The following is a 23,173-nucleotide window of genomic DNA, read 5'->3' as shown; positions in this document are numbered from 1 at the left end:
TATCCCGGTCAGCAAAACGATTTAGCGGAATTAACGTGCTTTTTATCCAGAAAAATTTCGGCAATCATACATCTGGCGCCGCCGCCGCCCAATGTTTCGATGATCTCTATCGGGGCGCGAACGATTTTGGCGTAATCGGCGAGCATCGCTTTTTGCTCCGCCGAAAATGCATCCCATGCCTGGGCTGACATCGCAAAAACCGGTAACCCCTCGACGGATTTCAATTCGAGCATATTCGCGCAGAACGATTTCATTTGCTCATGGGTGATCGCGATAACCGTTTTACCCGACGCCGCTAAAGACGCTTTGACCTTTTGCGCTTCACGGTGATCCGTTATGGCATCCAGGCAGACCACCGCATATTTTTTACCGACGCTCATCATCACATTGGTATGGTAAATCGGATGGTTGTGCTGATCGTAAGCATTAAACCAAACCGCTTGATATCCGGTGATTTTTTGCAGTTCCGCCATGACGTCGACGGAACTGCGGGAGGCATGACACACGTAAGCAATCCGGTTTTCATGATCGCAAACTAAAGACCCGGTGCCTTCCAGAAATTTATTCTGCATTTCAAAATGCGAAATATCATAAAACTGCTTCACTTCAAAACGTTCGGCAAGGTCATCAATAATATCCTTACGGCGTTCTCTGCGGCGGTTTTCCGCCTCCATCGGGTAAATAATCACCCGGCCCTGATTATCCAGGGTTATCCAGTTATTCGGGAAAATGGAGTCGGGGGTGCCATTGGCCTCATCATCGTCAAAAACAATGACGTTCACGCCCGCCGCCGTCAATTCATCCACATAGCCATCAAAGGCGGCAAGCGCCTGCTGCTGGATATTGTCTGCAACATAATCGGTTTTTTGAAAATAATTGGTCAGGGCAGTTTCTTCATTCACTTTGAATGAAGAAGGACGCACCATAAAAACGGTATCTGTGGTTTGCATTTTTCACCTGAATAAAAAAAACCTATAAAGTCATTTCAGCGAGCCTGAAAGAAACTGTTGCAGACGCGGGCTTTTCGGGTTGCCAAACACCTCTGCCGGCGAGCCCTCTTCTTCGATTCGCCCCTGATGCAGAAAAACCACATGGCTGGATACGTGCCGGGCGAATTCCATTTCATGCGTGACCACCACCATGGTTTTTCCCTCTTCCGCCAGTTGCTGCATGATCCTCAACACTTCCCCCACCAGCTCAGGGTCGAGCGCCGACGTCGGCTCGTCGAACAACAGCACTTCCGGCTCCATCGCCAGCGCGCGGGCGATGGAGACGCGCTGCTGCTGACCGCCGGACAGATTGACCGGGTATTTAACCTGCTGACGCTCGTCTATGCCCACTTTGGACAGATAGCGCACCGCACGCTCCCGTGCCTCCGCCTTGCTAATCCCCAGCACCTGAACCGGCGCTTCCATCACATTTTCCAGCACCGTCATATGGCTCCACAGATTGAAGTGCTGGAACACCATGGTCAGACGCGTGCGCAACAGTTGTAGCTGTTTTTTATCAAACACTTTTAGCTGGCCGTCCTTATCACGAACCAGCCGGATTTCCTCATCATTGACCCAAATGGTGCCTTCGCTCGGCTTCTCCAGGAAGTTGATGCAGCGCAGAAAGGTACTTTTCCCCGAACCGGAAGAACCGATAATGGAGATGACGTCGCCCGCCTTTGCCGACAGCGAAACCCCCTTCAGGACTTCATGTTCGCCATAATGTTTATGCAGTTCGGTAACCACTAATTTTTTATCTGACATAGTTTATTCTCATGTTGATTATGCAGGTGATCACGGCTTCAGATGGGCCAGCCAACGTCTTTCCGCTTTGCGAAACAGACTGATAAGCGCATAAGAGATGACCAGATAGATGACGGCCGCAATACCAAACGCGTAAAAAGGCTGATAGGTGGCGGCGTTGATATCACGTGCAATCTTCAGCAAGTCGGGCACGGTGGCGGTAAAGGCCAGCGCCGTGGAGTGCAGCATCATGATGACTTCATTGCCGTAGGCCGGCAGCGAGATACGCAGCGCGGAAGGCAAAATAATACAGCGGTACATTTTGAAGCGTGAAAAACCGTAGGCGCTTGCCGCTTCGATTTCTCCGTGCGGCACCGAGCGGATGCCCCCGGCAAAAATTTCCGCGGTATAAGCGCAGGTATTCAGTATCAACGCTAAAATAGCGCAGTTCATGCCGCTGCGGAAAAACGCGTTGAGGAATTCCGTACCGCGTACAATCTCCAGGGTATAGACGCCGGTATAGATCACCAGCAACTGGACATACAGCGGCGTGCCGCGAAAAATGTAGATATACAGCCAGGCGGGGAAGCTCAGCCAGCGGGACGATGAAACCCGCGCCACCGCCAGCGGCACCGCCAGCAAACCGCCAATAACCACGGAGATAATCAATAACCACAGCGTAATCGCGACACCGGTAAAACGGTAACCATCACTCCACAGCAGCGACTGCCAGTACTGTTGTAAAATCTCGATCATAACTCAGCCCTCTTGACGCCGATGGAGTAACGCTTTTCAAGCCACAGCAGCACGCCGTTGGAAAGGGTGGTGAAAAACAGGTATATCCCACCGGCGACCAGCGCGTAGAAGAAAGGTTGCCAGGTGCCCTTGCCCGCCAACTGCGTGGCCTTGACCACATCGTTAAGTCCCAGAATGGAAACCAGCGCCGTCGCCTTGAGGATAATTAACCAGTTGTTGCCGATACTCGGCAGCGCGAAACGCATCATGGACGGAAACAGAATACGGCGAAAAATCTGGCCGCCGCTGAAACCAAAAGCCGTGGCCGCCTCGATCTGTCCGCGCGGGACCGCCATAAAAGCGCCGCGGAACGTTTCGGTAAAATAGGCGCCGTAAATAAAGGCCAGCGTGATGATCCCCGCCGCCAACGGGTCGATATTGATTTGAGCGACGCCGAGAAATTCGGTGACGTTATTCAGCACAATCTGCAATCCGTAGAAGATAAGCAACATCAGCACCAGATCGGGTACGCCGCGGATCAGGGTCGTGTAGATATTGAATAAGGCGACAATCGGACGAAAGCGGGAGAGTTTGCCGCCCGCGCCGATAAGACCGATGATGACCGCCAGCAGCACTGAACTTAGCGCCAGTTCCAGCGTCACCAACGCGCCTTCAAAAATAAGTTTATTATAGCCCTGTAACATGAGTCGCTCCTCTGTATCGCATCATGGTTGGATGGGTGTTCCATTCGGGAGCACGCGCTTTCAGAAAGCATCCGATTGCAGTGATGCAAGAAGTATTTTTATTAAAATTCAGTAAATTATATTGAAACACGATTTAAGTCTCCGCCGTCAAAACAGGCTTTATCTCACCCTGAACAGGCTTGTTTTTCCGACGCGGTTCTTAGAACGGCAAGACCGTCCGGCGCTATCTCCGTCAACACCAGTCCGGCCCGCAACCCCGGCGCGACATTCGGGTTGGGAAACAAAATCCATTCGCGATGGTGCGTTACCCGGTAAACCTCCCCCGGCTGTTCACACAATAATGTCCCCTGCTCGAAACAGGTAAAATTGGCGGTATCGTCAGTGAGATGCAGCCGAAATGACTCGCCATGTTTGATCAGCGAGCGGTCCACGCGAAACCACGCCAGCGGCGGCCCGCTTCGCGCCGGTAACGCCGTGGCGCTCACCTCGGCCCGCAGCGCGCGATCAATGGCGGCAAACTGGCGCAGATCGTTGCAGCCAAACGCGCTTGCTTTACCCAGCTCCAGTGTACAACTGTCCGCCTGCAACCGTTCGCTGCTGAAATGGCTGAACGTTCCCCCCGGTTCGCTATGCACCACCAGCGCATCCAACCCGGCCGCCGCCAGACAGTCCAGCAACGCGGCGCCGTAAGGACGTTGCTGATAGGGCAACAGCCCAAAGCGCGGCAGCTTTGAATCACGGATCGCGGTGTGCAGATCATAATGGCGGCGCGCCCCCGCACCCGCCGGCGTATCAGCGGCGAAAAACGCGGTCATCACCTGCTCCAGTTGGTGCGCGCGCGCCGTCTCGCCGCTCGACGCGAATTGCGCATGCCGTCCGCCGAACATCCGGTTCATATCGCTGTGCAGGTAGCGCCGCCCCTCGCGCATCGCCGCCGGATTGCCCAGCACCACCAACAGCCTTACCGCCAGCCCTTGCCGACCGGCCAGAAGATCGTTAACCAACCGTTCGAGCAGCTCAATCGGCGCGGTTTCATTACCGTGAATCCCGGCCGACAGCACCACCGCCCGGTGATATTCCGTTTTTGGGGCCAGTTCCAGCACCCCTTCTTCCCACCAGCGCCAGTGCAGCCCGGCGGTTTCACCGCGCGTCGGTCGAGGCAATGCCCCACGCAGCGTCAGCGCTAAAAAGTCGTTCATACTCAAGGTTTCCTACTGTTGGAATGCATAGACCGATCCCAGACCAAGAATCGACGTCAGGCTATCCAACGCTTCCCGTCCTTCGCGCAGCAGCATCGGGTCGGCCAAATCGTCCTGAGTCAACCGATCGCGATAGTGACGGTCAACCCACTGATTGAGCGTGGCAAACAGATCATCATTCATCATGACCCGCGGATTCACCGCCCGCAGTTCCTGTTCATTCAGGGCGACCCGCAGGCGCAGACAGGCCGGTCCACCACCATTACGCATGCTTTCGCGCAGATCAAAGACCTTGATATCGTCAATCGGCCCCCCGGATGCGACCATTTCCGACAAATAACCCCAGACAGCGTCATGCTGTCGCGACTCCTCCGGTACCACCATCGTCATCCCGCCATCGGGCCGGGTGAGGATCTGACTGTTAAACAGATACGTGGCCACCGCGTCGTCTACCGAAACCCGGCTGTCCGGCACTTCAATCGCCACCAACGTCTGTTCCAACTGCGCCATTTTGCCGCGTATCTCGTCCAGCGCACGGTGTTGATGCAAAAAAGCCTGCTGATGGTGGAACAGTACCTGCTGGTTGCTCACCGCGATCACATCGTTGTGGAACACGCCGCGATCGATAACCGCCGGATTCTGCTGTACAAACACCGTGTAGCGCGCATCCAACTGATGCAGCCGGGCGATCGACTCGCTGGCCTCGCGCGTCTGACGCGCCGGATAGCGCTGCGGCACAGGCGCGTTGCCGGACTGGTGCTGGCCGTAAACAAACACCTGCACGCCTCGGCGACCGTAATCGCTCCCCAGACGATTATGATTTGCCGCGCCTTCATCGCCAAACAGCGCAACCTGCGGCAGCGCATCATGATGGACAAAATGCGTTTCGTCACGAAAAATCGCCCTCAGCACAGCCGACGTGGTTTGCGCTTCGATCGCCCGATGAAACTTATTATTCAGGTTGGCGGCGGTAAAATGCACGCGACCGTCGGCACTGTCCGCCGAGGGCGACACCGTGGCCGCATTCGCCGTCCACATCGCGGAGGCTGAACTGAGTGAGGAGAGCAGACGAGGCGATTGACGCATCGCCTGTGCCAATACGTTTTCGTCGCTGCCGCTGAACCCCAGCCGGCGCAGCATCGGCAGAAAAGGCCGCTCCTGCGGCGGCAATACCGCCTGCGGATGGCCGAGGTCCGCCAGCGTTTTCATCTTCAACAGCCCTTGCCTGGCGGCCCGTTTCGGATTGGCGATGCGATTCTGATACCGCGTTGAGGCTTCGTTGCCGAACGACAAACCGGCGTAATGGTGCGTTAACCCCACCAGTCCATCGAAATTGACTTCATATCCGTACATGATGACTCCAGGAAACGGAAAATTACTCAGGCGCACGCGCGCGTTCACGGTCAGCAACCAATGACTTTACATGCCATCCCGCGGCTATTTCGCTGGCGCAGCAAACGATATCCCCGGCGTCAGCGTGGCGGGCAGCGTCAGCGTTTCGCTCTCCAACGACGCCATCGGCCAGGCGCAGTAGTCCGCGGCGTAGAACGCGCTGGCGCGATGATTGCCCGACGCGCCCACGCCCCCGAATGGCGCAGCGCTGGAAGCGCCGGTAAGCGGCTTGTTCCAGTTGACAATGCCGGCGCGCGCCTCCAGCAATAACCGCTCGAACCGATCGCGACGGGGCGACACCAACCCGACCGCCAGTCCGTAGCGTGTCCGATTGGCAATACGCAGCGCCTCGTCAAAATCCTCATAGCGGATCACGCACACTAACGGCCCGAAATACTCTTCGTCCGGCACACCGTCCACGCCGGTAATATCAAGTATACCCGGCGTCAGCAACGCGTTGTTTGCTTCCGGCCGAGTCAGGGTCAGCAGAGCGGTGGCGCCCAGCGCCAGCAATTGTTGCTGCGCGGCCAGCATCTTCTCCGCCGCCGCGGAAGAGATCACCCCGCCCATAAACGGCTGCGGCTCGGCGTCCCAGCGGCCAATGTGCAGCGCACTCGCCACCTCGACAAACCGTTGCAGGAAAGCGTCGCCTTCCGCGCCGCGTTTTACCAGCAGACGCCGCGCGCAGGTGCAACGCTGTCCGGCGGAAATAAACGCTGACTGAATCGCCAGATTGACCGCAGCGTCACGTTCGGCGACCTCGTCAACGATCAGCGCATTGTTGCCGCCCATTTCCAGCGCGATGATTTTTTCCGGCTGCCCCGCCAGTTGGCGATGTAGTTGATAGCCGGTGCCGGCGCTGCCGGTAAACAGCAGACCGTCCGTCTGCGGATTGACCGCCAGCGCTTCGCCGGTGGCCCGCCCGCCTTGCAACAGATTCAATACCCCATCCGGCAGGCCCGCCTGTTGCCATAGCCGAACCGTCTCCTGCGCGGTAAGCGGCGTCAGCTCACTGGACTTGAACACCACACAGTTTCCCGCCAGCAGCGCCGGTACGATATGCCCGTTGGGCAAATGGCCGGGGAAGTTATAGGGGCCGAACACCGCCAGCACGCCGTGGGGCCGATGACGCAATGACGCGGCGCCGTCCGCCATCGGGGTATAGCTCTCGCCGGTGCGCTGCTGATAAGCGTGCAGAGAAATGCCGACCTTGCCGATCATTGCCTGTACTTCCGTCAGAGTTTCCCAGCGCGGCTTGCTGGTTTCACGGCTGATGACCGCAGCCAGTTGTGCCTTATGCTGCTCCAGCAGCCCGGCGAAACGTTGCACCACCGCAGTACGCTGCGCCAGCGGCAGGGACGCCCAGGCCGGGAAAGCGCGTCTTGCGGCGGTGCAGGCATCGTCAACATCAATGGCATCCGCCGCCGCGCCCTGCCAGAGCAGTTGATTATCCAGCGGATCGGTTTTGCTGAATTCGGCGCCGCGCCCTTGTCGCCAGGCACCGTTGATAAAGAGCGAAGAAGATGACATTAACATTTCTCCTGTGGATTAAGGGTGACCAGACGAGCCAGATCGCCGGGGGCCAGGCCCAGTGCAGCCGCCGTCTGTGCGCCGACGCGCAGACAATCGCCGTCGGGATCGGCCTGCACCAACAGGGCGCGATACTGTTGATAATCGTCGTTGGCCGCCAGACAGACCGGTAAACCGGCGCGCGCGGGCGTCTCATCGATCGCTACCGGCAACCGTCGTCCCTCCTTCACCGCGCGCAGTTGATCAATATCCGCTTCAAGCGTGGCGCCGCCATCGAAAATATCGATGTAGCCCCGGTAACAGAGTCCTTCAGACTCCAGCACCCGGCGCGCCGGCGCGGTATGAGGATGCACCTTGCCAATCACCTCGCGTACCGCCGCCGGCAGAAAGTCGACGTACAGCGGGTGTTTGGGCATCAGTTCGGCAATGAATGCCTTTTGTCCGGTGCCGCTGAGGTAGTCCGCCTGGGCGAAATCGATGGAGAAGAAGTGGCTGCCCAGCCCTTCCCAGAACGGTGAATTGCCCTGCTCGTCGGAATAACCGCGCATTTCAGCGACCACCTTGTTGGCAAAATGCTCGCGGAAGGCCGCGATAAACAGAAAGCGCACTTTGGATAACAGCTTGCCGTTAAGACTGTGACGGTAATCGGGATCGAGAAACAGGGTGCAAAGCTCGCTGTAACCCGTATGGTCGTTGCTGAGGAACAGCGTCGGCACGGCTTTATAGACGTTGAGCGTTTTGGAGGCATGAACCAGTGTGCCAACACGAAAGTTGTACCACGGTTCCGTCAACCCCACCGCGACCTCAAGCGCGCTGACGCCAACCACGCGCCCGATGCGGGTATCCTCCAGCACGAACAGATAGCCCTGATCTTCCAGAGGAAGCGCCCCTTGCCAGGTCTTGATCGCGCGTTCGATACGGGCCGATAGCGTCTCTTCGTTGTCCGGCAGCGTGGTCAGACCGATGCCGGATTTACGCGCCAGCACCCGCAGGTCAGCCAGGTCGCGGCGCTCTACGGCGCGAATAATCATCATAATATCAACCTCTTTATCGCTGTATTAACCAAGCTGGATTAACCACGCAGCCGCGCAATAGCACGCTCAAACCGCAACAGTCCTTCCTCAATGTCATTTTCAGGAATAATCAGCGAAGGAGCGAAGCGCACCACCTCCGGCCCGGCGATCAATGCGATTAGCCCTTCCTCGCTCGCCAGTTGGGTGATCTGTTTGGCCTTACCCGCATAGTCGGCGCTCAGTTCACAACCGATCAGCAACCCTTTACCGCGAATATCGGCAAAAACAGGATATTTGGCATTAATGTTATTCAAGCCATCGATAAACAGCAGGTGACGCCGCTGTACGCCTTCCAGCACCTCCGGGGTGTTGATCAGACTCACTACCGTGGCGGCCACCGCCGACGCCAACGGGTTACCGCCATAGGTGGTGCCGTGCGCACCGACCGAAAAGGCGCCGGCAACGGTGTCGGTAGTCAGCATGGCGGCAATCGGGAAACCGCCCCCCAGCGCTTTGGCGGTGGTCAGCACGTCGGGAACCACGCCATATTGCATGTAGGCATAAAGCGCACCGGTACGACCGACGCCGGTTTGCACTTCATCAAAAATCAACAGCGCGCCGTGGCGATCGCATAACGCGCGCAGCCCTTGCAAGAAAACCGGGTCAGCCGGCAGCACGCCGCCTTCGCCCTGGATCGGCTCGACGATTACCGCGCAGGTGTGCTCGGTGATCGCGGCCGCGGCCGCGTTCAAATCGTTAAACGGAACATGGTCGATCCCGCCCGGCAGCGGAGCGAAGTCCTGCGAATATTTGGGCTGTCCGCCCGCGCTGACGGTAAACAGCGTGCGGCCGTGGAAGGCGTTGTTGAAGGCGACGATGCGGTTTTTGTCCGACGCGCCGCTGTCGCGGGCATATTTACGCGCCAGTTTAAGCGCCGCTTCATTCGCTTCCGCCCCGGAGTTGCAGAAAAAAACCTTATCGGCGAACGTGGCGTCGATCAGTTGCTTTGCCAGCCGCAGCACCGGCTCATTGGTGTAACCGTTACCGATGTGCCACAGCCTGCCCGCTTGCCCGGTAAGCGAGGCCAGCACCGCCGGGTGGCAATGCCCCAACGCATTAACCGCGATGCCGCCGGCGAAATCAATGTACTCTTTCTCTTGCTGATCCCAGACACGAGAACCCTCCCCGCGCGCCAGAATGAAATCAGCCGGCGCATAGACCGGCACCATGCGTTCGTTAAAATCCTGACGGGTTACAACAACTGGTTGTTCCATATTGGCCTCATTTCGCTCGGCTAAGTACCGAAATTTGTTTCTGTCAACCGTTTGGACATCGAATCGGGTTGAAATGAAAAAGCAAAAAAACGTTCGATTTCCCATCATCTTTTTTGTCGTGAAAAAAGGAACGGAAAAATCACAAAATGCTGATTAATTAATGCGTTATTCCTCTTTCTGTCCGCTTCTGACCCGCTCTGGCGGTTGGCGCAGCAATAAATCCGCTTTTTCAGATAATGATCGTAGAGCAGCTATCGTGCCAAAAAGTGAATAAACTGAGTGAGGGTTAAATTTATTTCGTAAAAACAATAGGTTAAAGTGAATACTTATGCAATATTTATGCATTCGTAGTTATGCAAAAACAGAAATCGTTATAAAATCATCATGTGATAGGAAAAATTTATTCAAAGTCGGAAAAAATACCTTTTTTATTTTTCAGAGCAAATAATGCGCAGCGGCGGGCTGTCGACAAAATCCGGCGGTTACCCTTTTTTTTACCACTGCACAAAAAAGGTGAGGTGAATGCACCAAAATATTGCATTGTGCGACGCATGCCGTTAACGCCAGCGCATGACTTAACGAAAGCGTGTTTGGGGAGGGAGGCGACTGTCCCGGCGATTCCTGACGGGTGAAACCGCTGAGGTCATTGAAACGGGCGTTGCTGGAAGACATTTTTCCTTTAGATCGGTAAAAGACCGGGCATTTGAGTCCCGTAAAAACATAGACATTCTGGGATACCGGCAAATTTTTTCGCTTGCTTGGCGTGCTGTCATCTTTCGTCATTAAGATTGTCTTTATCGAATTTGTTAACCGATTCTTTAACAACGTGGACATTTTTGGTTAGCGGTTATTCTCACGTGTCGACATATTTCGCTCCATGAAATAGCATGCTTAGCCTGTCCACCCAGGCGCAAGGCAATATTTCAAGGCAAACTGCCGTTGCTGTTCGCCTGATAACAGGATTCACATATACGCAACATATTACCAACACCACTTTTATCTATTTTGACTTCATTACCCGCTACTGTTCGTGGTGCAAAGCGTTTAATGCAGAACTTATCCATTAATATTTACACATACGTAGCATAAAGTTATGGGAAAAACCGACGATAACTACACGGCAATACTTCATATGATTATTTTTTAAGGGAAAAAAAGATGTTTAATCGTATAAGAGTAGTTACGGGATTAATCGTAGTGCTGTCGTTATTCTTTACACTGCAATTAGTTTCAGGAGGGTTATTCTTCAATGCCTTAACCAACAGCAAAGACTCATTTGACGATTCGCAGACGGTCAACCGACAAAAATCGGAATTGGACGCCACCTGGTCATTACTGCTTCAAACCCGCATTACCCTGAACCGGGCAGGCACGCGCGCCGTACTGGAGGCCAACGGTTTGGCCGCCAAGGTTGACTTCGGCGGTCTGATCACCTCGGCCAAGGCCACGCTCAATAACGCCAACGAGCGTTTTCTCAGTTATGAAAAAATAACCGGCAATATCAGCCAGGACCCCGCGCTGACCAGTGAGGTAAAAAAACAATACCTCGCCTACCACAGCGCCCTCACTGAGCTGATTCAATTCCTCTCTACCAATCAAATCCAAAAATTTGTCGATCAGCCGACTCAGAGCTTCCAGGATAACTTTGAAAAATCCTACCAAGCCTACCAGAACGATATTGCACGTATTTATCAGCAGATAGACCAACAAAACGACCGTAACCATCTGATGTCGCTGTGGACGTTGGGAGGCGCAATCATACTCATCACGCTGCTGTCGCTGCTGGCATGGTTCGGCAGCAAGAACTTGCTGATCCGCCCGCTGACCAACATCATCGACCATATTCGCCAAATTGCCACCGGCAATCTGACGAATACGCTGGGCGTATACGGTAAGAATGAAATGGGCGATCTGGCGGATAACCTGCGCCACATGCAAAATGAACTGGTCAAGTTGGTGAGCGAGGTACGCAACAGCGCCGAATCCATCCTGACCGGCGCCACGGAAATCAGCGAGGGCAACAACGACCTCTCTTCCCGTACCGAGCAACAAGCATCGTCGCTGGAAGAAACGGCGGCCAGTATGGAACAACTGACCGCCACGGTGACCCAGAACGCGGAAAACGCCCGTCAAGCCAGCCAATTGGCGCTGAGCGCGTCGGAAAGCGCGCAGAAAGGCGGCAAGGTGGTCAATAACGTCGTGTTGACCATGCACAACATCGCTGAAAGCTCGCAGAAAATTGCTGACATTATTAATGTTATCGACGGCATTGCGTTCCAGACCAACATTCTGGCGCTGAACGCGGCGGTAGAGGCTGCGCGGGCGGGAGAACAGGGCCGTGGGTTCGCCGTGGTCGCGGGCGAAGTGCGCAACCTGGCGCAGCGCAGCGCGCAGGCGGCCAAAGAGATCAAAGTCCTGATCGATGACTCCGTCAGCCGCGTCAACGAAGGCTCCTCGCTGGTGGAAAATGCCGGGGAAACGATGGAGGAGATCGTCTCTGGCGTGACGCGCGTTACCGATATTATGGGCGAAATCGCTTCCGCTTCCGATGAGCAGAGCAAGGGGATCGGTCAGGTAGGCGTGGCAGTGAGCGAGATGGATCGCGTAACCCAGCAGAACGCCGCGCTGGTGGAAGAGTCGGCGACAGCCGCCATCGCCCTGGAAGAACAGGTGCGCGCGCTCAACCGGGCCGTGGCGGTCTTTCGTCTGTCCGCCGCACAGAATAAGGTCTCTCAATCAACCGCGGGCAGTCGCAAAACAGCAAATACCGTGCTGCTGACCAATAAAACGGATACCGGTGTAACGCCAACCAAATCCGCCGGTGGCGAAAACAACTGGGAAACGTTCTAAACCGCCGTTTAATCGTAATTATCGCCCCGCCGACTGGCGGGGCTGGGTATGTTGGGGAATTCGCCAGGCGCCCGCTTTCCCGTCACTCGGATTATTTAGGACATGCCGTCATTAAAATACCGGCGGCGGGTTTTGTACGATTTTGATTCCTGTCACCATGCTGAAATTCAACCGATTGCGATACCCGGTTACTGAAGGTATTTCTCCCTGAGTTCAGTCCCACTCACCGGTTTGCCGAAATACCAGCCCTGTGCAAACGCATCCGCACAATGCTCGCTAACATAGGCGACCTGTTCATGGGTTTCGATACCTTCAACCACCACGATGGCATCAAACATGGTCATCATGCCAAAAAGATGTTCCACCATCTGCGCATTAACGGAATCGGTGCCGATTGCCTCAGTAAACATCCTGTCTATTTTAATCACATCAAAAGGCATCAAGGCGAGATAGGACAAATTGGAATAACCTGTGCCAAAATCATCCAGCGCAATTTTGTAGCCTGCATCATGCAAGGCGGTGAGCCTTTCGCACAACAGGGTATGATTTGCCGTCGAACGCTCCGTTATTTCCAGCATAATCTTTCCTCTGGCAATGCCGAACCGCTGAACGATCGCGGCAAGGTAAGACTCAAAATTCAGATCCAATACATCGGTAACATCAAGGTTAATGCTGAGGTAAAAGGTGTTGTCGCCGCTAAGGATATTCTGTAGGTCCTTCAGCGCCATGCAGGTTACCTGGCGGGTAATCTGCCCGATAAAGCCCAGCTTTTCAGCTACCGGAATAAAGATATCCGGCGGGATCGCCTCACCTTTCGAATTGGTCCATCGAACCAGCACTTCGGCGCCCACCATCTTGTTATCACTCAGGCGGACAATGGGTTGATATCTCACGTATAGCTGTTTATTACGCACCGCTCTATGCAGTTGTTTGCTGAGCGATTTGCTGCGTTCAATAAGCAAAACCGCCGCCAGAGACAAAGTGCCGCTCAATAACCCGCCCCACAGTGAAATCAGCACGATGACATAAAACGGCAGAGAAAAGATCCCTGACGCATTTTGGCGGACATAGATACAGATGTTATAAAGTTTACTGCACTGATATACCTGCCGAAAGGATCTGTACCAGGCGCTGCGCTGCCGCGAATAGACCTCTTTTGCGCCAAATGACTGGTAAATATGACGCTCGTCTGCCGTGGTTATCCGCGCGCTATAGCCGGGAACAGGAAGTGAAACGCTGTTAAAAGCATCTGGGGAGGTGAATACAACAGCATCGTTCCGGCTGGCTACATCTAATTGTATTCTCGGGTCGAACAATCCTTTTACCGCCCGCCAGAGCCGGACCCCGGTTTTCTCCACCAGATCAGGCGGCGGCAGAACAACGGGAGATGTCAGGCGCCCGCGTCCGGCGGTGCATATCAGTTTGTCATTGTGGAGACGGCCAATATCCAGCAGATAACTGTACTGGTAGAGCAGAAAGCGCAGTTGGAACAGATCTTCATCGCTACAGGGTTGGGATAAAAAGTGATTAACCTTATCCAACACCCATTCGGACTGCATCGCCACGCCATTCGCACGAAGAATCAGTGAATTGGAATAGTCACGCAGTTTACTTTGATCACTTTTTGCTATCACAAACTGGCCGAGAAGTAGCATACACAGCGCGCCGACCGCGATATTCAACGCCATGATGACTTTTGCTGTATTGCTAAATGTTTTCATCGCAGCGATTCCCTGGCACTGTTAAAAACTGCCTTTGAACCCATTCTACGGCTAAAGAGAATATTTCACGACCAAGATGGGGTAAGTATAGGTAATTGTTTTATCTTGTGTCCCAACCCGAGCCGGATTATTGATCCGGCGGAATGTCGGCCTATTTTCAGCGCCTCCACCTTATGCTCTTCGACCAACTGACGACTGCGTCCCCCTCCAGGCGCACCGGATCTGCGCTGATAGCCCTATTTTCCAGCCAGGGAGGAGCGTTGGCGAAACGCCGGAACAGGAGACATGGCAGTAGACGCATTCGGTGACACCCTGGCGGTATCTCAGGATTAGCCAGGCAGTGAGATCAGGCAAGATCTTATGCAACTCTCATTATCAACGGAAACGATGGGTGAACACTCACCGGAATCGTCAGTGATCGGGGGGAAATAAAGTGCTAACATCGCCCCCATGACTTTTTATCATGCTTGTGCCGCACATTATGTCGGAAAAACCCATCAACGAATATCTTGCTCATCTGCTGGTACAGGCTAACCGCCAAGTTAACCGTCAGTTATCTTTGGCGGGGATCACTCTGGAGCACTGGCGCGCGTTGAAATCCATTTCGCAAAACAATGGCCAGACCATGCGCGAGCTCGCCGAAAATCTGACGCAGAACTTCCCCACCCTGACAAAAATCATCGATAAAATGGTCAGTGAGGCGCTGGTGTATCGCCTGCCTGATAAACAGGATCGGCGCAAGGTGCGCTTATTTATCTCCGATAACGGCAAGGCGGTATTGGCTAAACAAAATAGCCGGGTTGACCACCATCAGGGTAAGCTCGAAGACGCTTATGGCAGCGCCGAAGCGCAGAGGCTGAAAGAAATGCTGGAGCAGTTTTTAAAATCAGTGCCGCACGATTGACCCCGGCTCGCTCAGCCCACCTATTGGTCATCCTGTCCCGCGTCCCTTTGCAGGTACTGGTGAAACCTGTGTACCAATAAGGCGGGTTTAGTCTCCGCCAATGCCCTCACACGGTGAAACAGGCTAAACATTCAACACATGAAAAGAGAAGAGAAACAAAGGTCTTGCCATCCATGCCGGACGAGTCCATAATAGCGTCCATTCCACAGGCTGGAATGAAGAAATAGCATTTTAATCAAAAGGTTAGTTCTAAAATAGATTTTCCGTACGACCGTAGCTCAGTTGGTTAGAGCACCACCTTGACATGGTGGGGGTCGGTGGTTCGAGTCCACTCGGTCGTACCAATTCCTCTTCCGCCGACGTCTGCACGTCATTGAAAAAGTCTAATTCTCTTCTTGCATTTCATCGAAATCTACCCGAATCCGGTTCTGTTGAGTCCGATTTTATCGCCGTCAGTTTCCCGGTCGATCCCGCCGGATTGTTGAACCACGGTCTGGAAGCCGCTCAAGCTGCGCCGGCCGCACCTGCTTTTTTCTGGCGCTTCAACAAACGTCCCTGGCGTCTTAGTACGCGCCCCTCTTCGTAACTCACCGCGCCGTTGACCACCACCAGATCGATCCCCGGCGCGGGTCGGCAAGGATCGCTATAGGTCGCCACGTCCTGAATTTTCATCATGTCGATCAGCGTCACATCGGCGAATGCGCCTTCGCGCACCACGCCACGATCCTGCAAGCGGAAGCGTGCGGCCGACAACCCGGTCATCTTGCGCACGGCTTCGGCCAAATCGAACAGATGCAGATCACGGCAGTAGTGCGCCAGCACTCGGGGAAAAGTGCCCCAAAGCCGCGGGTGAGGATTCGGATCGTTGGGTAAACCGTCGGAACCCACCATCGAGAGTGGATGCGCCAGAATCTTGCGCACATCATCTTCGCTCATCATATGGTAGATCGCCCCGGCCGGACGCAGGCGCTCGGTGGCCTGCCATAAGTCGACGCCCCACTGTTCGGCAATTTCTTTCAGCGTTTGTCTCGCCATCTCAGGATGCGGCTCAGACCAGGTAATAAAGATTTCCATCTCTGCATCGACGCGCCAGGCGTCAAGCGTCGTGGAACTGGCCGCATAGGGATAGCAATCGCAGTTGCACGGCTGCTCGCGGGCAGCTTTTTCCAGCGCGGCCAGCGCCAGCGGCGCACGTCCCCAGTTGCCCGCGCCCGCGCACTTGAGATGCGAGATCACCAGGTCCGCGCCGGCCCGACGAGCCGTGCTGAACGACTCTTGCAGCGAATCCAGCAGGCCGTCGTGTTCGTTGCGCATGTGCGTGGTATACAGCGCGCCATGCGCGCCGACAATGTCCACCAGACGCTGCATTTCGGCCGTCGGCGCTTGTCTGGCGTTGGTGTAAGCCAACCCGGAGCTGAGGCCGATGGCCCCCGCATTGAGAGCGTCTTCCAGCGCCTCGCACATTTGTTCCAGTTCAGGCGCCGCCGCCGGGCGATCGAATTGCGCCATCACGTTGGCCCGCAGTGCGGTATGGCCGATCAGCGCCGCGACGTTTACGCTCGGACATGCGCGCTCAACGGCGTCGGCATACTCCCCGAAGGTCGGATAAAGAAACGCATCCTGCGCGCCCAACAGGTTCATCGGGTCCGGCGGCGCGCCCGTCAGGGTCACCGGCGAAGCGCTAATCCCGCAGTTGCCGACAATCACAGTGGTCACGCCCTGAGAAATCTTAGCCAGCATCTCTGGCGTACGAATGACGTTGGTGTCGTCATGAGTATGGACGTCAATAAAGCCCGGCATCAGACAACGCCCGGCACCCGCCACAACCCGCTGCGCAGTATATCCGGCAAGATTGCCGATGGCGGCAATCCGTTCGCCGCGGATCGCGACGTCGGCGCAATAGGGTGCGGCGCCGGTGCCATCGACCACGGTGACCTCGCGAAACAGTAAATCAAACATCATATTCAAATCCTCCTCCCCACGGCGAAGTCCCAGCCTTTGCCGGGCACCGCATCCATCAATTGTTGGGTGTAAGGCTGTTGCGGACTGGCCAGCACGCTGGCCGCGGGCCCGTATTCGATGATTTGGCCGTGCTGCATCACCAGCACATCGTCGCAGATTTGCGCCGCTACCCGCAGATCGTGGGTGATGAACAAAATGGCGACCTGCATGCGCTGTTGAATATCGTCAAGCAGTTGCAGTACCTGCGCCTGCACGGAAACATCGAGCGCCGACACCGCTTCGTCGGCGACGATCACATCCGGCTCCATCGCCAACGCACGGGCGATAGCGATGCGCTGCCGCTGTCCCCCGGAAAACTGATGCGGATAACGGTTGATGGCGTCAACCGGCAGTCCGACCAATTCCAGCAGTTCCTGGCCGCGAGCCCAAGCCTGGGCCAACGGCACGCCGAAGTTCATGGGGCCTTCCACCAGACTCCTGCCGATAGTCATTCGCGGATTGAGCGACCGGTTAGGATCTTGAAAGATCATTTGGATGCGTTTGCGGTGGGGCTTTAACCCGGTCGTCGTCAGCTCGGAAATATCCTTGCCGGTGATCCGCACCGCACCGTCCGTCGGTGTCAGTAAGCGCATCACGCAGCGGGCCAACGTGGATTTACCGGAACCGCTTTCTCCGACGATACCCAGCGTTCGCCCGCGTTTGAGCATGAAGGACACGTCATGCACCGCACGCGTGCCCTCGCGTTGTTTGCGAAATCCGCGCCATGCGCCGCCGGAGGCCGGATAGGTTTTGCCCAGCTCAACGACGTCGAGCACGACTTGCGCACGGGCCGCTTCACGACGCGCGGTTCTGGGAGTAAGACTCGGCACCGCGGCCAGCAGAGCTTGGGTGTACGCCTCACGAGGCTGAGACAGCACCTGCTGTACAGTGCCGGATTCAACAATGTGTCCCTGCCGCATCACGCAGACGCGGTCGGCGATGTCCACCACCACGCCCATGTCGTGAGTGATGAAGAGCACGGCAGTGCCATGCTTTTGTTGCAGTTCGCGGATCAGCTTGAGGATCTGTTGCTGAGTCGTCACGTCAAGCGCCGTAGTCGGCTCATCGGCGATCAGCAGACGAGGTTCAAGCACCAGCGCCATCGCGATCATGATGCGCTGGCGCTGGCCGCCGCTGAGCTGATGCGGGTAAGCGTCATGGACACGCTCAATGTCCGGCAGATGCACCTGCGCCAATGCATTCATCACCCGCTCATGGCGCGCCGGGGCGCTCAGATCGGTATGGGTTTGCAGTACTTCGTCAATCTGGCGGCCGACCGTAAGCACTGGGTTAAGGGCCGTCATCGGCTCCTGAAAAATCATCGCCATCCGACTGCCGCGCAACGCCTTGAGCCGTCCGTTACTGACCCGCAGAACATCTTCTCCGGCCAGCAGGATGCGCCCGCTCACCGCGGTAAGCGCGTCTTTCGGCAGCAGACCCAGGGTGGCCAGCGACGTGACCGACTTGCCCGAACCGCTCTCGCCCACCAAACATACCGTCTCCCCGGCACGGATCTCGAATGAGATATCCTGTAGGATCGGCACGCCCTGAGCGGTATTCACGCATAAGCGATCCACGCACAAGATGTCGTTTCGGCTTTCGCTCATGCAGCCCCCTTGTTCTTCAGACGCGGATCGAGAGCATCGCTCACCGTGTCGCCTAACAGATTGATCGACAAAATACACAGCGACAAGGCCAGACCCGCCCACAACACCAGCGAAGGCTTAAGCTGGAAGTACACGCGCCCCTCGGCGATGATATTGCCCCAGGTCGGAATTTCCGTACCGATACCGGCGCCGAGAAAAGACAAAATCGCTTCGGTCAAAATTGCCGATGCGCAGATATAGGTGCTCTGCACAATCAGCGGCGCCAATGTATTGGGCATCAGGTGGCGGGTGAGAACCCTGACGCTGGACGTCCCCATCAGCACCGCGGCCTCTACATAGGGTTCTTCGCGGGCCGACAGCACCCGGGACCGCACCAGACGCACCACCTGCGGGATCTCCGGCACCATGATGGCGACCATGACGGTTCCGATACCGGCGCTGCTCAGCGAAACGATGGCGATCGCCAGAAGGATGCCGGGGATCGCCATCAGGCCGTCCATCACCCGCATCAGCAATGCATCGATCCCCCGGAAGTAGCCCGCCAGCAACCCCAGCGGCAGGCCGATAAGCACGCTCATTACCGTCACCCCCAGGCCCACTATCAGCGAGATACGCGCGCCATAGACAATTCGCGAAAACAGATCGCGACCATAAGCGTCCGTACCGAGCCAGAACTCGGCGCTGGGCGGTTTCAGCCGCATCGCCGGGGATAACGCCACCGGATCGTGACTGGCGATCCACGGCGCGAAGATCGCCATCGCCACGATCAACGCCAAAACGACCAGCGCGATAGCCGACGTTAGCGGCATACGCGGCAGTTTAAGGAGTCGATGCCGGGACGCAGGCAAGGTCAGAGAATTAGGTTTACTCATGCCTATGCCCTCAATAACGAATACGCGGATCGCTGATCGCGTACGACAAATCGATCAGCAAATTAATGATGACATACACCCCGCTGGTCAGCAGGATCATGCCCTGAATCACCGGGTAGTCGCGGGCCAGCACCGCGTCGACGATCAGGCGCCCCAACCCCGGAATGTTGAACACGCTTTCGGTCACCACCACGCCGGAAATCATCAGCGCGAAGCCGGTGCCGATCACCGTCAGGATTGGGATCATCGCGTTGCGCAGCGCATGCCGGAACAACACATGGATCTCTGACAGCCCTTTGGCACGGGCGGTACGGATGAAGTCTTCGCCCAAGACTTCCAGCACGCTGGCCCGGGTCATACGGGCCACCAGTGCGATATACACCGACGATAACGTCAATGCGGGCAATACGATTCGCTGTGCGAACGGCCAGACTCCGGCGCTAATGCTGCTAAACCCCTGAACCGGCAGCCATTTGAGCTCAATGGCGAACACGGAGATCAGCACGTAGCCGATCACGAACACCGGCACCGAAAAACCCAGCACCGACGAAGACATCACCAGGTTGTCGATCCAACTGCCATGCTTCCAGGCCGCCAGCACGCCCAGCGGCACCGAAATCAGAATAGTGAAGGCAATCGCCACCAGCGCCAGACTCAGGGTCGGCTCCAGACGCTGGCCGATCATGGTCAGTACCGGCGTATGGGCCATGAGGGACGTACTGAAGTCCCCGCGCAACAGTTGCGAAATCCACTCGAAAAACTGCTGGTACAACGGCTGGTTCAGACCCAGGCTTTCGCGAATGGCCTCCAGTTGCTGCGGGGTCGCCATGTCGCCGGCGATAATCGCCGCCGGGTCGCCGGGTGACAGCCGCAGTAACAGAAAAACAAACAACGCCACCACCAGCATTACCGGGATCGCCGCCAGCACGCGGCGAAAAAAGTAACCAAGCATAGGGACCTCCGAAGTCATGACTTACATCGCAATCAGTCGCTTTTTTCAACGTTCCAGAACACCGTGGACGGCCCGGTCATCAAATGACTGATACGGCTGCTCCAGACCGCCACGTCATAGAACTGGCCCAACGGGATATAGCTGACCTGCTCCATCGCGCGCGTCTGAATCTCCACCGCGATCGCTTTCTGTCTGTCCGGATCGGTGGCGGTAGCGAAATCCACCCGCAGTTCGTTCATCTTCGGATCGGTCGGCCAGCCAAACCAGGCGCCCTCCCGCCCGCCGCCATCAAGCATCGGATTGACCACCGGATTCCAGATGGTTTCAGCGTTCCAATAGGTGAAGAACAGGTTCCAGCCGCCCTGCGCGGGTGGATTTTGGTTGGCCCGGCGCGACACCAGGGTCTGCCAGTCCATAGGTTGCAGATCGACCTTAAAGCCCGCCTTGCGCAAAGCCTGAGCCACCACCACCGGTTGCGGCGCCTGACTCGGTACGTCGGTCGGTTGCATGATCACCACCGGCGTGCCGTCATAGCCGGCCTTCTTCAACAGGGCTTTGGCCGCTTCCAGATTGCCGCCGTTAAGCAGCGACTCGCCGCCTGCCTGCGTCTCCAGCGTCGTGCCGCAGCCGAATACGGAGGCGCACAGCTTGAAGTACTCCGGGTTGCCTACCAGCGCGTCGAGCACGTCTTTCTGGTTCATCGCCAGCAGAGCGGCGCGACGGATGTCCGGGTTATTGAACGGCGGGTACAGGAAGTTCATCCGTCCGCCGGTCATCGCCCCCAACTTGCTCAGAACCCCGGACTTGAGTTCGGGATTGGCCTGCACCATCGGCAGCAAATCGATCGGCAACTGTTCGATAAAATCAATGTCGCCGGAGGACAGCGCGTTGATCGCCGTCATTCGGTCCGGCATATTGATCCATGTTACGCGTTCGACGTTAACCACTTTGCCGCCCGCGGTGCCGCTCGCCGGTTCCTGACGCGGCACATATTGCTGAAATTTCTCGTAGACAACGCGATTGCCGGGATCGAACTCGCTGGCGACAAACTTATACGGGCCGGAACCGATGTAGTCGGTAATCATTTTGCCGTCCGGTGTGTTGGCAACCCGCTCCGGCATCATGAACGCCGCGACCGACGAAGGCTTGGCCAACAGTTGCAGGACATAGCCGAAAGGTTTGGCCAGCGTCAAGGTGATGGTTTTGTCGTTGGTGGCGGTAATGCCGGCGGTATACTTCATCATCAATTGACCGCCGACGTCGTACCGCGCCCAACGCTTGAGTGAGGCGACGCAATCCGCAGCGGTGACGGGCTTGCCGTCATGCCAAAGCAGACCGTCACGCAGCGTAAAAGTGTAGGTCAGGCCGTCTGGCGAAACGGTCCAGTCGGCCATTTGCGGCCGGGGAACGAAATTCTCGTCCATGGCGATCAGGGTATCGTAAATCATGTAACCGTGGTTGCGGGTGATCTGCGCCGTCGTCGCGATCGGATCAAGCACGCGCAGGGAGGACGACATCACCGCATTCAGGGTTTTCTCCGCGGCCAGGGCGGATGAGGCGGACATGGCCGCGCTCAGGCCGAACGGCAACAACAGACAGGCGATCAAAGAACGGGATAGGAATTTTTTCATTCTTAACACTCCTTAAAAATGTGCAACGTTTGGCGTCGGGATACACATCGCTCACGACTTTCAGATTAGGGACGTTTAACACCGGTCTGGCGGGTGATGATGCCGTAGTGCTCGATACGCCGGTGACGCGCGAAGTCAAAAATGGTGCTTTTGCCGAAATGGCACAGATCCATGTCGCAGCGGTGAACGATCAGTTCATCGCCCTGTCCCTTCGCCCTGGCCACCACGAAGCCATTGGGATCGACGATCACGCTGCCGCCCATCAGTGGATAACCGTCTTCGATCCCGGCCTTAGCCACGCCGACCACCCAGGTGGCGTTCTGGTACGCGCCGGCCTGCATGCACAGTTCGGAATGGAACAGCCGCTGCGCTTCGCCTTCGCCGCTATTCTGCGCGTTTACCGACGGCGTGTTGTATCCCAGTGTGATCAGTTCAACGCCCTGTAGCCCCATGACGCGATAAGTCTCCGGCCAGCGGCGGTCATTGCAAATGCACATGCCCACCACGGCATCCTGGGTTTCCCAGGTCGGAAAACCCAGGTCGCCCGGTTCAAAATAGCGCTTTTCGAGGTGCTGAAAGTCCCGATCAATATCGAACTCCACATGCCCCGGCAGATGCACCTTGCGGTATTTTCCTATGATGTTGCCCTGGCGATTGGTGAGGATCGAGGTGTTGTAATGGCGACCATCAGGGGTGAGTTCGGCGTAACCGAAAGTGATGGCGATTTCATACCGGCGGGAAAAATCGAACAGCGGACGCGTCACATCATTGGGCATCTCGCGCTCGAACCAGGTATCCACTTCCCGCTGATCTTCCATATACCAGCGTGGAAAGAAGGTGGTCAGGGCCAGTTCGGGAAATACGACAAGCTCGCACGCTTGCCGCCGGGCCTGATCCAGTAACGCCAGCATGCGCCGGACGACACTTTCTCTTGAGTCGCTTTTTTGGATTGCCCCCAACTGGGCGCCGCCGATAACGATTTCGCGCATACCATATCCTCCACAAGACCGACTCGGTGTCGGCAAACCGTTGCAGTGCGTAAGGTCATTGTGGGG

The 23,173-nt window shown here is 56.3% G+C and carries 18 protein-coding genes and 1 tRNA gene; 3 read left to right on the top strand and 16 right to left on the bottom strand.

Annotated elements, in window-relative coordinates; translation table 11 throughout:
• Positions 1-8: 8 nt before the first annotated feature.
• From ctlX to EH207_RS07580, 9 genes are all read right to left on the bottom strand, one after another.
• On the bottom strand, positions 9-950 hold the full coding sequence (gene ctlX, locus EH207_RS07620; RefSeq protein WP_137713439.1) for a citrulline utilization hydrolase CtlX: 942 nt from the start codon (positions 948-950) through the stop codon (positions 9-11).
• A gap of 30 nt (positions 951-980) precedes the next feature.
• Positions 981-1,754 (bottom strand): histidine ABC transporter ATP-binding protein HisP, encoded by a 774-nt coding sequence (gene hisP / locus EH207_RS07615; protein ID WP_137713438.1) that lies wholly within the window; start codon positions 1,752-1,754, stop codon positions 981-983.
• Positions 1,755-1,784: 30 nt separating this feature from the next.
• Complete coding sequence (locus EH207_RS07610; RefSeq protein ID WP_137713437.1) at positions 1,785-2,489, bottom strand: ABC transporter permease; 705 nt, start codon at positions 2,487-2,489, stop codon at positions 1,785-1,787.
• Entirely contained in the window at positions 2,486-3,172 is a 687-nt protein-coding gene (hisQ, locus tag EH207_RS07605) for a histidine ABC transporter permease HisQ (RefSeq protein WP_137713436.1), read from the bottom strand. Before hisQ ends, EH207_RS07610 begins: the two co-directional genes overlap by 4 nt.
• Before the next feature lie 164 nt (positions 3,173-3,336).
• Positions 3,337-4,371, bottom strand: a complete 1,035-nt coding sequence (gene astE / locus EH207_RS07600) for a succinylglutamate desuccinylase (protein WP_137713435.1) — start codon at positions 4,369-4,371, stop codon at positions 3,337-3,339.
• A 12-nt stretch (positions 4,372-4,383) separates the two neighbouring features.
• Complete coding sequence (gene astB / locus EH207_RS07595; protein ID WP_137713434.1) at positions 4,384-5,724, bottom strand: N-succinylarginine dihydrolase; 1,341 nt, start codon at positions 5,722-5,724, stop codon at positions 4,384-4,386.
• A gap of 84 nt (positions 5,725-5,808) precedes the next feature.
• Positions 5,809-7,293 carry a succinylglutamate-semialdehyde dehydrogenase gene (gene astD / locus EH207_RS07590; RefSeq protein ID WP_137713433.1) on the bottom strand — a complete coding sequence of 495 codons (1,485 nt, stop codon included), beginning with the start codon at positions 7,291-7,293 and terminating at the stop codon, positions 5,809-5,811.
• Entirely contained in the window at positions 7,293-8,327 is a 1,035-nt protein-coding gene (gene astA / locus EH207_RS07585; protein WP_137713432.1) for an arginine N-succinyltransferase, read from the bottom strand. The genes astD and astA overlap by 1 nt, the downstream gene beginning before the upstream one ends.
• A gap of 38 nt (positions 8,328-8,365) precedes the next feature.
• Positions 8,366-9,580 (bottom strand): aspartate aminotransferase family protein, encoded by a 1,215-nt coding sequence (locus EH207_RS07580; protein WP_137713431.1) that lies wholly within the window; start codon positions 9,578-9,580, stop codon positions 8,366-8,368.
• A 1,158-nt stretch (positions 9,581-10,738) separates the two neighbouring features.
• Between EH207_RS07580 and EH207_RS07575 the strand changes: the two genes are divergently transcribed.
• The gene (locus EH207_RS07575; protein WP_137713430.1) at positions 10,739-12,430 is read left to right on the top strand and encodes a methyl-accepting chemotaxis protein; all 1,692 of its coding nucleotides are present in this window, start codon (positions 10,739-10,741) and stop codon (positions 12,428-12,430) included.
• A 188-nt stretch (positions 12,431-12,618) separates the two neighbouring features.
• Here the strand turns inward: EH207_RS07575 and EH207_RS07570 are convergent, their stop codons facing one another.
• Complete coding sequence (locus EH207_RS07570; protein WP_137713429.1) at positions 12,619-14,151, bottom strand: EAL domain-containing protein; 1,533 nt, start codon at positions 14,149-14,151, stop codon at positions 12,619-12,621.
• A gap of 463 nt (positions 14,152-14,614) precedes the next feature.
• Here EH207_RS07570 and EH207_RS07565 point away from each other — a divergent pair, with 463 nt between their 5' ends.
• Positions 14,615-15,055, top strand: a complete 441-nt coding sequence (locus EH207_RS07565; RefSeq protein WP_246048950.1) for a MarR family winged helix-turn-helix transcriptional regulator — start codon at positions 14,615-14,617, stop codon at positions 15,053-15,055.
• Positions 15,056-15,322: 267 nt separating this feature from the next.
• A tRNA-Val gene (locus EH207_RS07560) sits at positions 15,323-15,399 on the top strand.
• 160 nt (positions 15,400-15,559) lie between these two features.
• Here the strand turns inward: EH207_RS07560 and EH207_RS07555 are convergent.
• The 6 genes from EH207_RS07555 to EH207_RS07530 form a co-directional block, all read right to left on the bottom strand.
• Positions 15,560-17,017, bottom strand: a complete 1,458-nt coding sequence (locus tag EH207_RS07555) for an N-acyl-D-amino-acid deacylase family protein (RefSeq protein WP_137713428.1) — start codon at positions 17,015-17,017, stop codon at positions 15,560-15,562.
• Between the two features lie 2 nt (positions 17,018-17,019).
• Positions 17,020-18,663, bottom strand: a complete 1,644-nt coding sequence (locus EH207_RS07550; protein WP_137713427.1) for an ABC transporter ATP-binding protein — start codon at positions 18,661-18,663, stop codon at positions 17,020-17,022.
• On the bottom strand, positions 18,660-19,535 hold the full coding sequence (locus tag EH207_RS07545; protein WP_137713426.1) for an ABC transporter permease: 876 nt from the start codon (positions 19,533-19,535) through the stop codon (positions 18,660-18,662). The genes EH207_RS07550 and EH207_RS07545 overlap by 4 nt, the downstream gene beginning before the upstream one ends.
• Positions 19,536-19,545: 10 nt before the next feature.
• Positions 19,546-20,487 (bottom strand): ABC transporter permease, encoded by a 942-nt coding sequence (locus EH207_RS07540; protein ID WP_137713425.1) that lies wholly within the window; start codon positions 20,485-20,487, stop codon positions 19,546-19,548.
• 32 nt (positions 20,488-20,519) lie between these two features.
• On the bottom strand, positions 20,520-22,118 hold the full coding sequence (locus tag EH207_RS07535) for an ABC transporter substrate-binding protein (protein WP_137713424.1): 1,599 nt from the start codon (positions 22,116-22,118) through the stop codon (positions 20,520-20,522).
• A gap of 65 nt (positions 22,119-22,183) precedes the next feature.
• Positions 22,184-23,107, bottom strand: coding sequence for an N-carbamoyl-D-amino-acid hydrolase (locus tag EH207_RS07530; RefSeq protein WP_137713423.1), 924 nt, complete (start codon positions 23,105-23,107; stop codon positions 22,184-22,186).
• Positions 23,108-23,173 lie beyond the last annotated feature (66 nt).

It is taken from the genome of Brenneria rubrifaciens (assembly GCF_005484945.1).
Taxonomy (GTDB): domain Bacteria; phylum Pseudomonadota; class Gammaproteobacteria; order Enterobacterales; family Enterobacteriaceae; genus Brenneria; species Brenneria rubrifaciens.
The sequence above is the reverse complement of the archived record's forward strand: the minus strand, read 5'-3'. Positions and strand labels throughout refer to the sequence as shown.

Excerpts from the sequence above, each read along its gene's own strand:
- ctlX (WP_137713439.1), bottom strand. The coding sequence starts at position 950 with ATGCAAACCACAGATACCGTTTTTATGGTGCGTCCTTCTTCATTCAAA.
- hisP (WP_137713438.1), bottom strand. The coding sequence starts at position 1,754 with ATGTCAGATAAAAAATTAGTGGTTACCGAACTGCATAAACATTATGGC.
- EH207_RS07610 (WP_137713437.1), bottom strand. The coding sequence starts at position 2,489 with ATGATCGAGATTTTACAACAGTACTGGCAGTCGCTGCTGTGGAGTGAT.
- hisQ (WP_137713436.1), bottom strand. The coding sequence starts at position 3,172 with ATGTTACAGGGCTATAATAAACTTATTTTTGAAGGCGCGTTGGTGACG.
- astE (WP_137713435.1), bottom strand. The coding sequence starts at position 4,371 with ATGAACGACTTTTTAGCGCTGACGCTGCGTGGGGCATTGCCTCGACCG.
- astB (WP_137713434.1), bottom strand. The coding sequence starts at position 5,724 with ATGTACGGATATGAAGTCAATTTCGATGGACTGGTGGGGTTAACGCAC.
- astD (WP_137713433.1), bottom strand. The coding sequence starts at position 7,293 with ATGTCATCTTCTTCGCTCTTTATCAACGGTGCCTGGCGACAAGGGCGC.
- astA (WP_137713432.1), bottom strand. The coding sequence starts at position 8,327 with ATGATGATTATTCGCGCCGTAGAGCGCCGCGACCTGGCTGACCTGCGG.
- EH207_RS07580 (WP_137713431.1), bottom strand. The coding sequence starts at position 9,580 with ATGGAACAACCAGTTGTTGTAACCCGTCAGGATTTTAACGAACGCATG.
- EH207_RS07575 (WP_137713430.1), top strand. The coding sequence starts at position 10,739 with ATGTTTAATCGTATAAGAGTAGTTACGGGATTAATCGTAGTGCTGTCG.
- EH207_RS07570 (WP_137713429.1), bottom strand. The coding sequence starts at position 14,151 with ATGAAAACATTTAGCAATACAGCAAAAGTCATCATGGCGTTGAATATC.
- EH207_RS07565 (WP_246048950.1), top strand. The coding sequence starts at position 14,615 with ATGCTTGTGCCGCACATTATGTCGGAAAAACCCATCAACGAATATCTT.
- EH207_RS07555 (WP_137713428.1), bottom strand. The coding sequence starts at position 17,017 with ATGATGTTTGATTTACTGTTTCGCGAGGTCACCGTGGTCGATGGCACC.
- EH207_RS07550 (WP_137713427.1), bottom strand. The coding sequence starts at position 18,663 with ATGAGCGAAAGCCGAAACGACATCTTGTGCGTGGATCGCTTATGCGTG.
- EH207_RS07545 (WP_137713426.1), bottom strand. The coding sequence starts at position 19,535 with ATGAGTAAACCTAATTCTCTGACCTTGCCTGCGTCCCGGCATCGACTC.
- EH207_RS07540 (WP_137713425.1), bottom strand. The coding sequence starts at position 20,487 with ATGCTTGGTTACTTTTTTCGCCGCGTGCTGGCGGCGATCCCGGTAATG.
- EH207_RS07535 (WP_137713424.1), bottom strand. The coding sequence starts at position 22,118 with ATGAAAAAATTCCTATCCCGTTCTTTGATCGCCTGTCTGTTGTTGCCG.
- EH207_RS07530 (WP_137713423.1), bottom strand. The coding sequence starts at position 23,107 with ATGCGCGAAATCGTTATCGGCGGCGCCCAGTTGGGGGCAATCCAAAAA.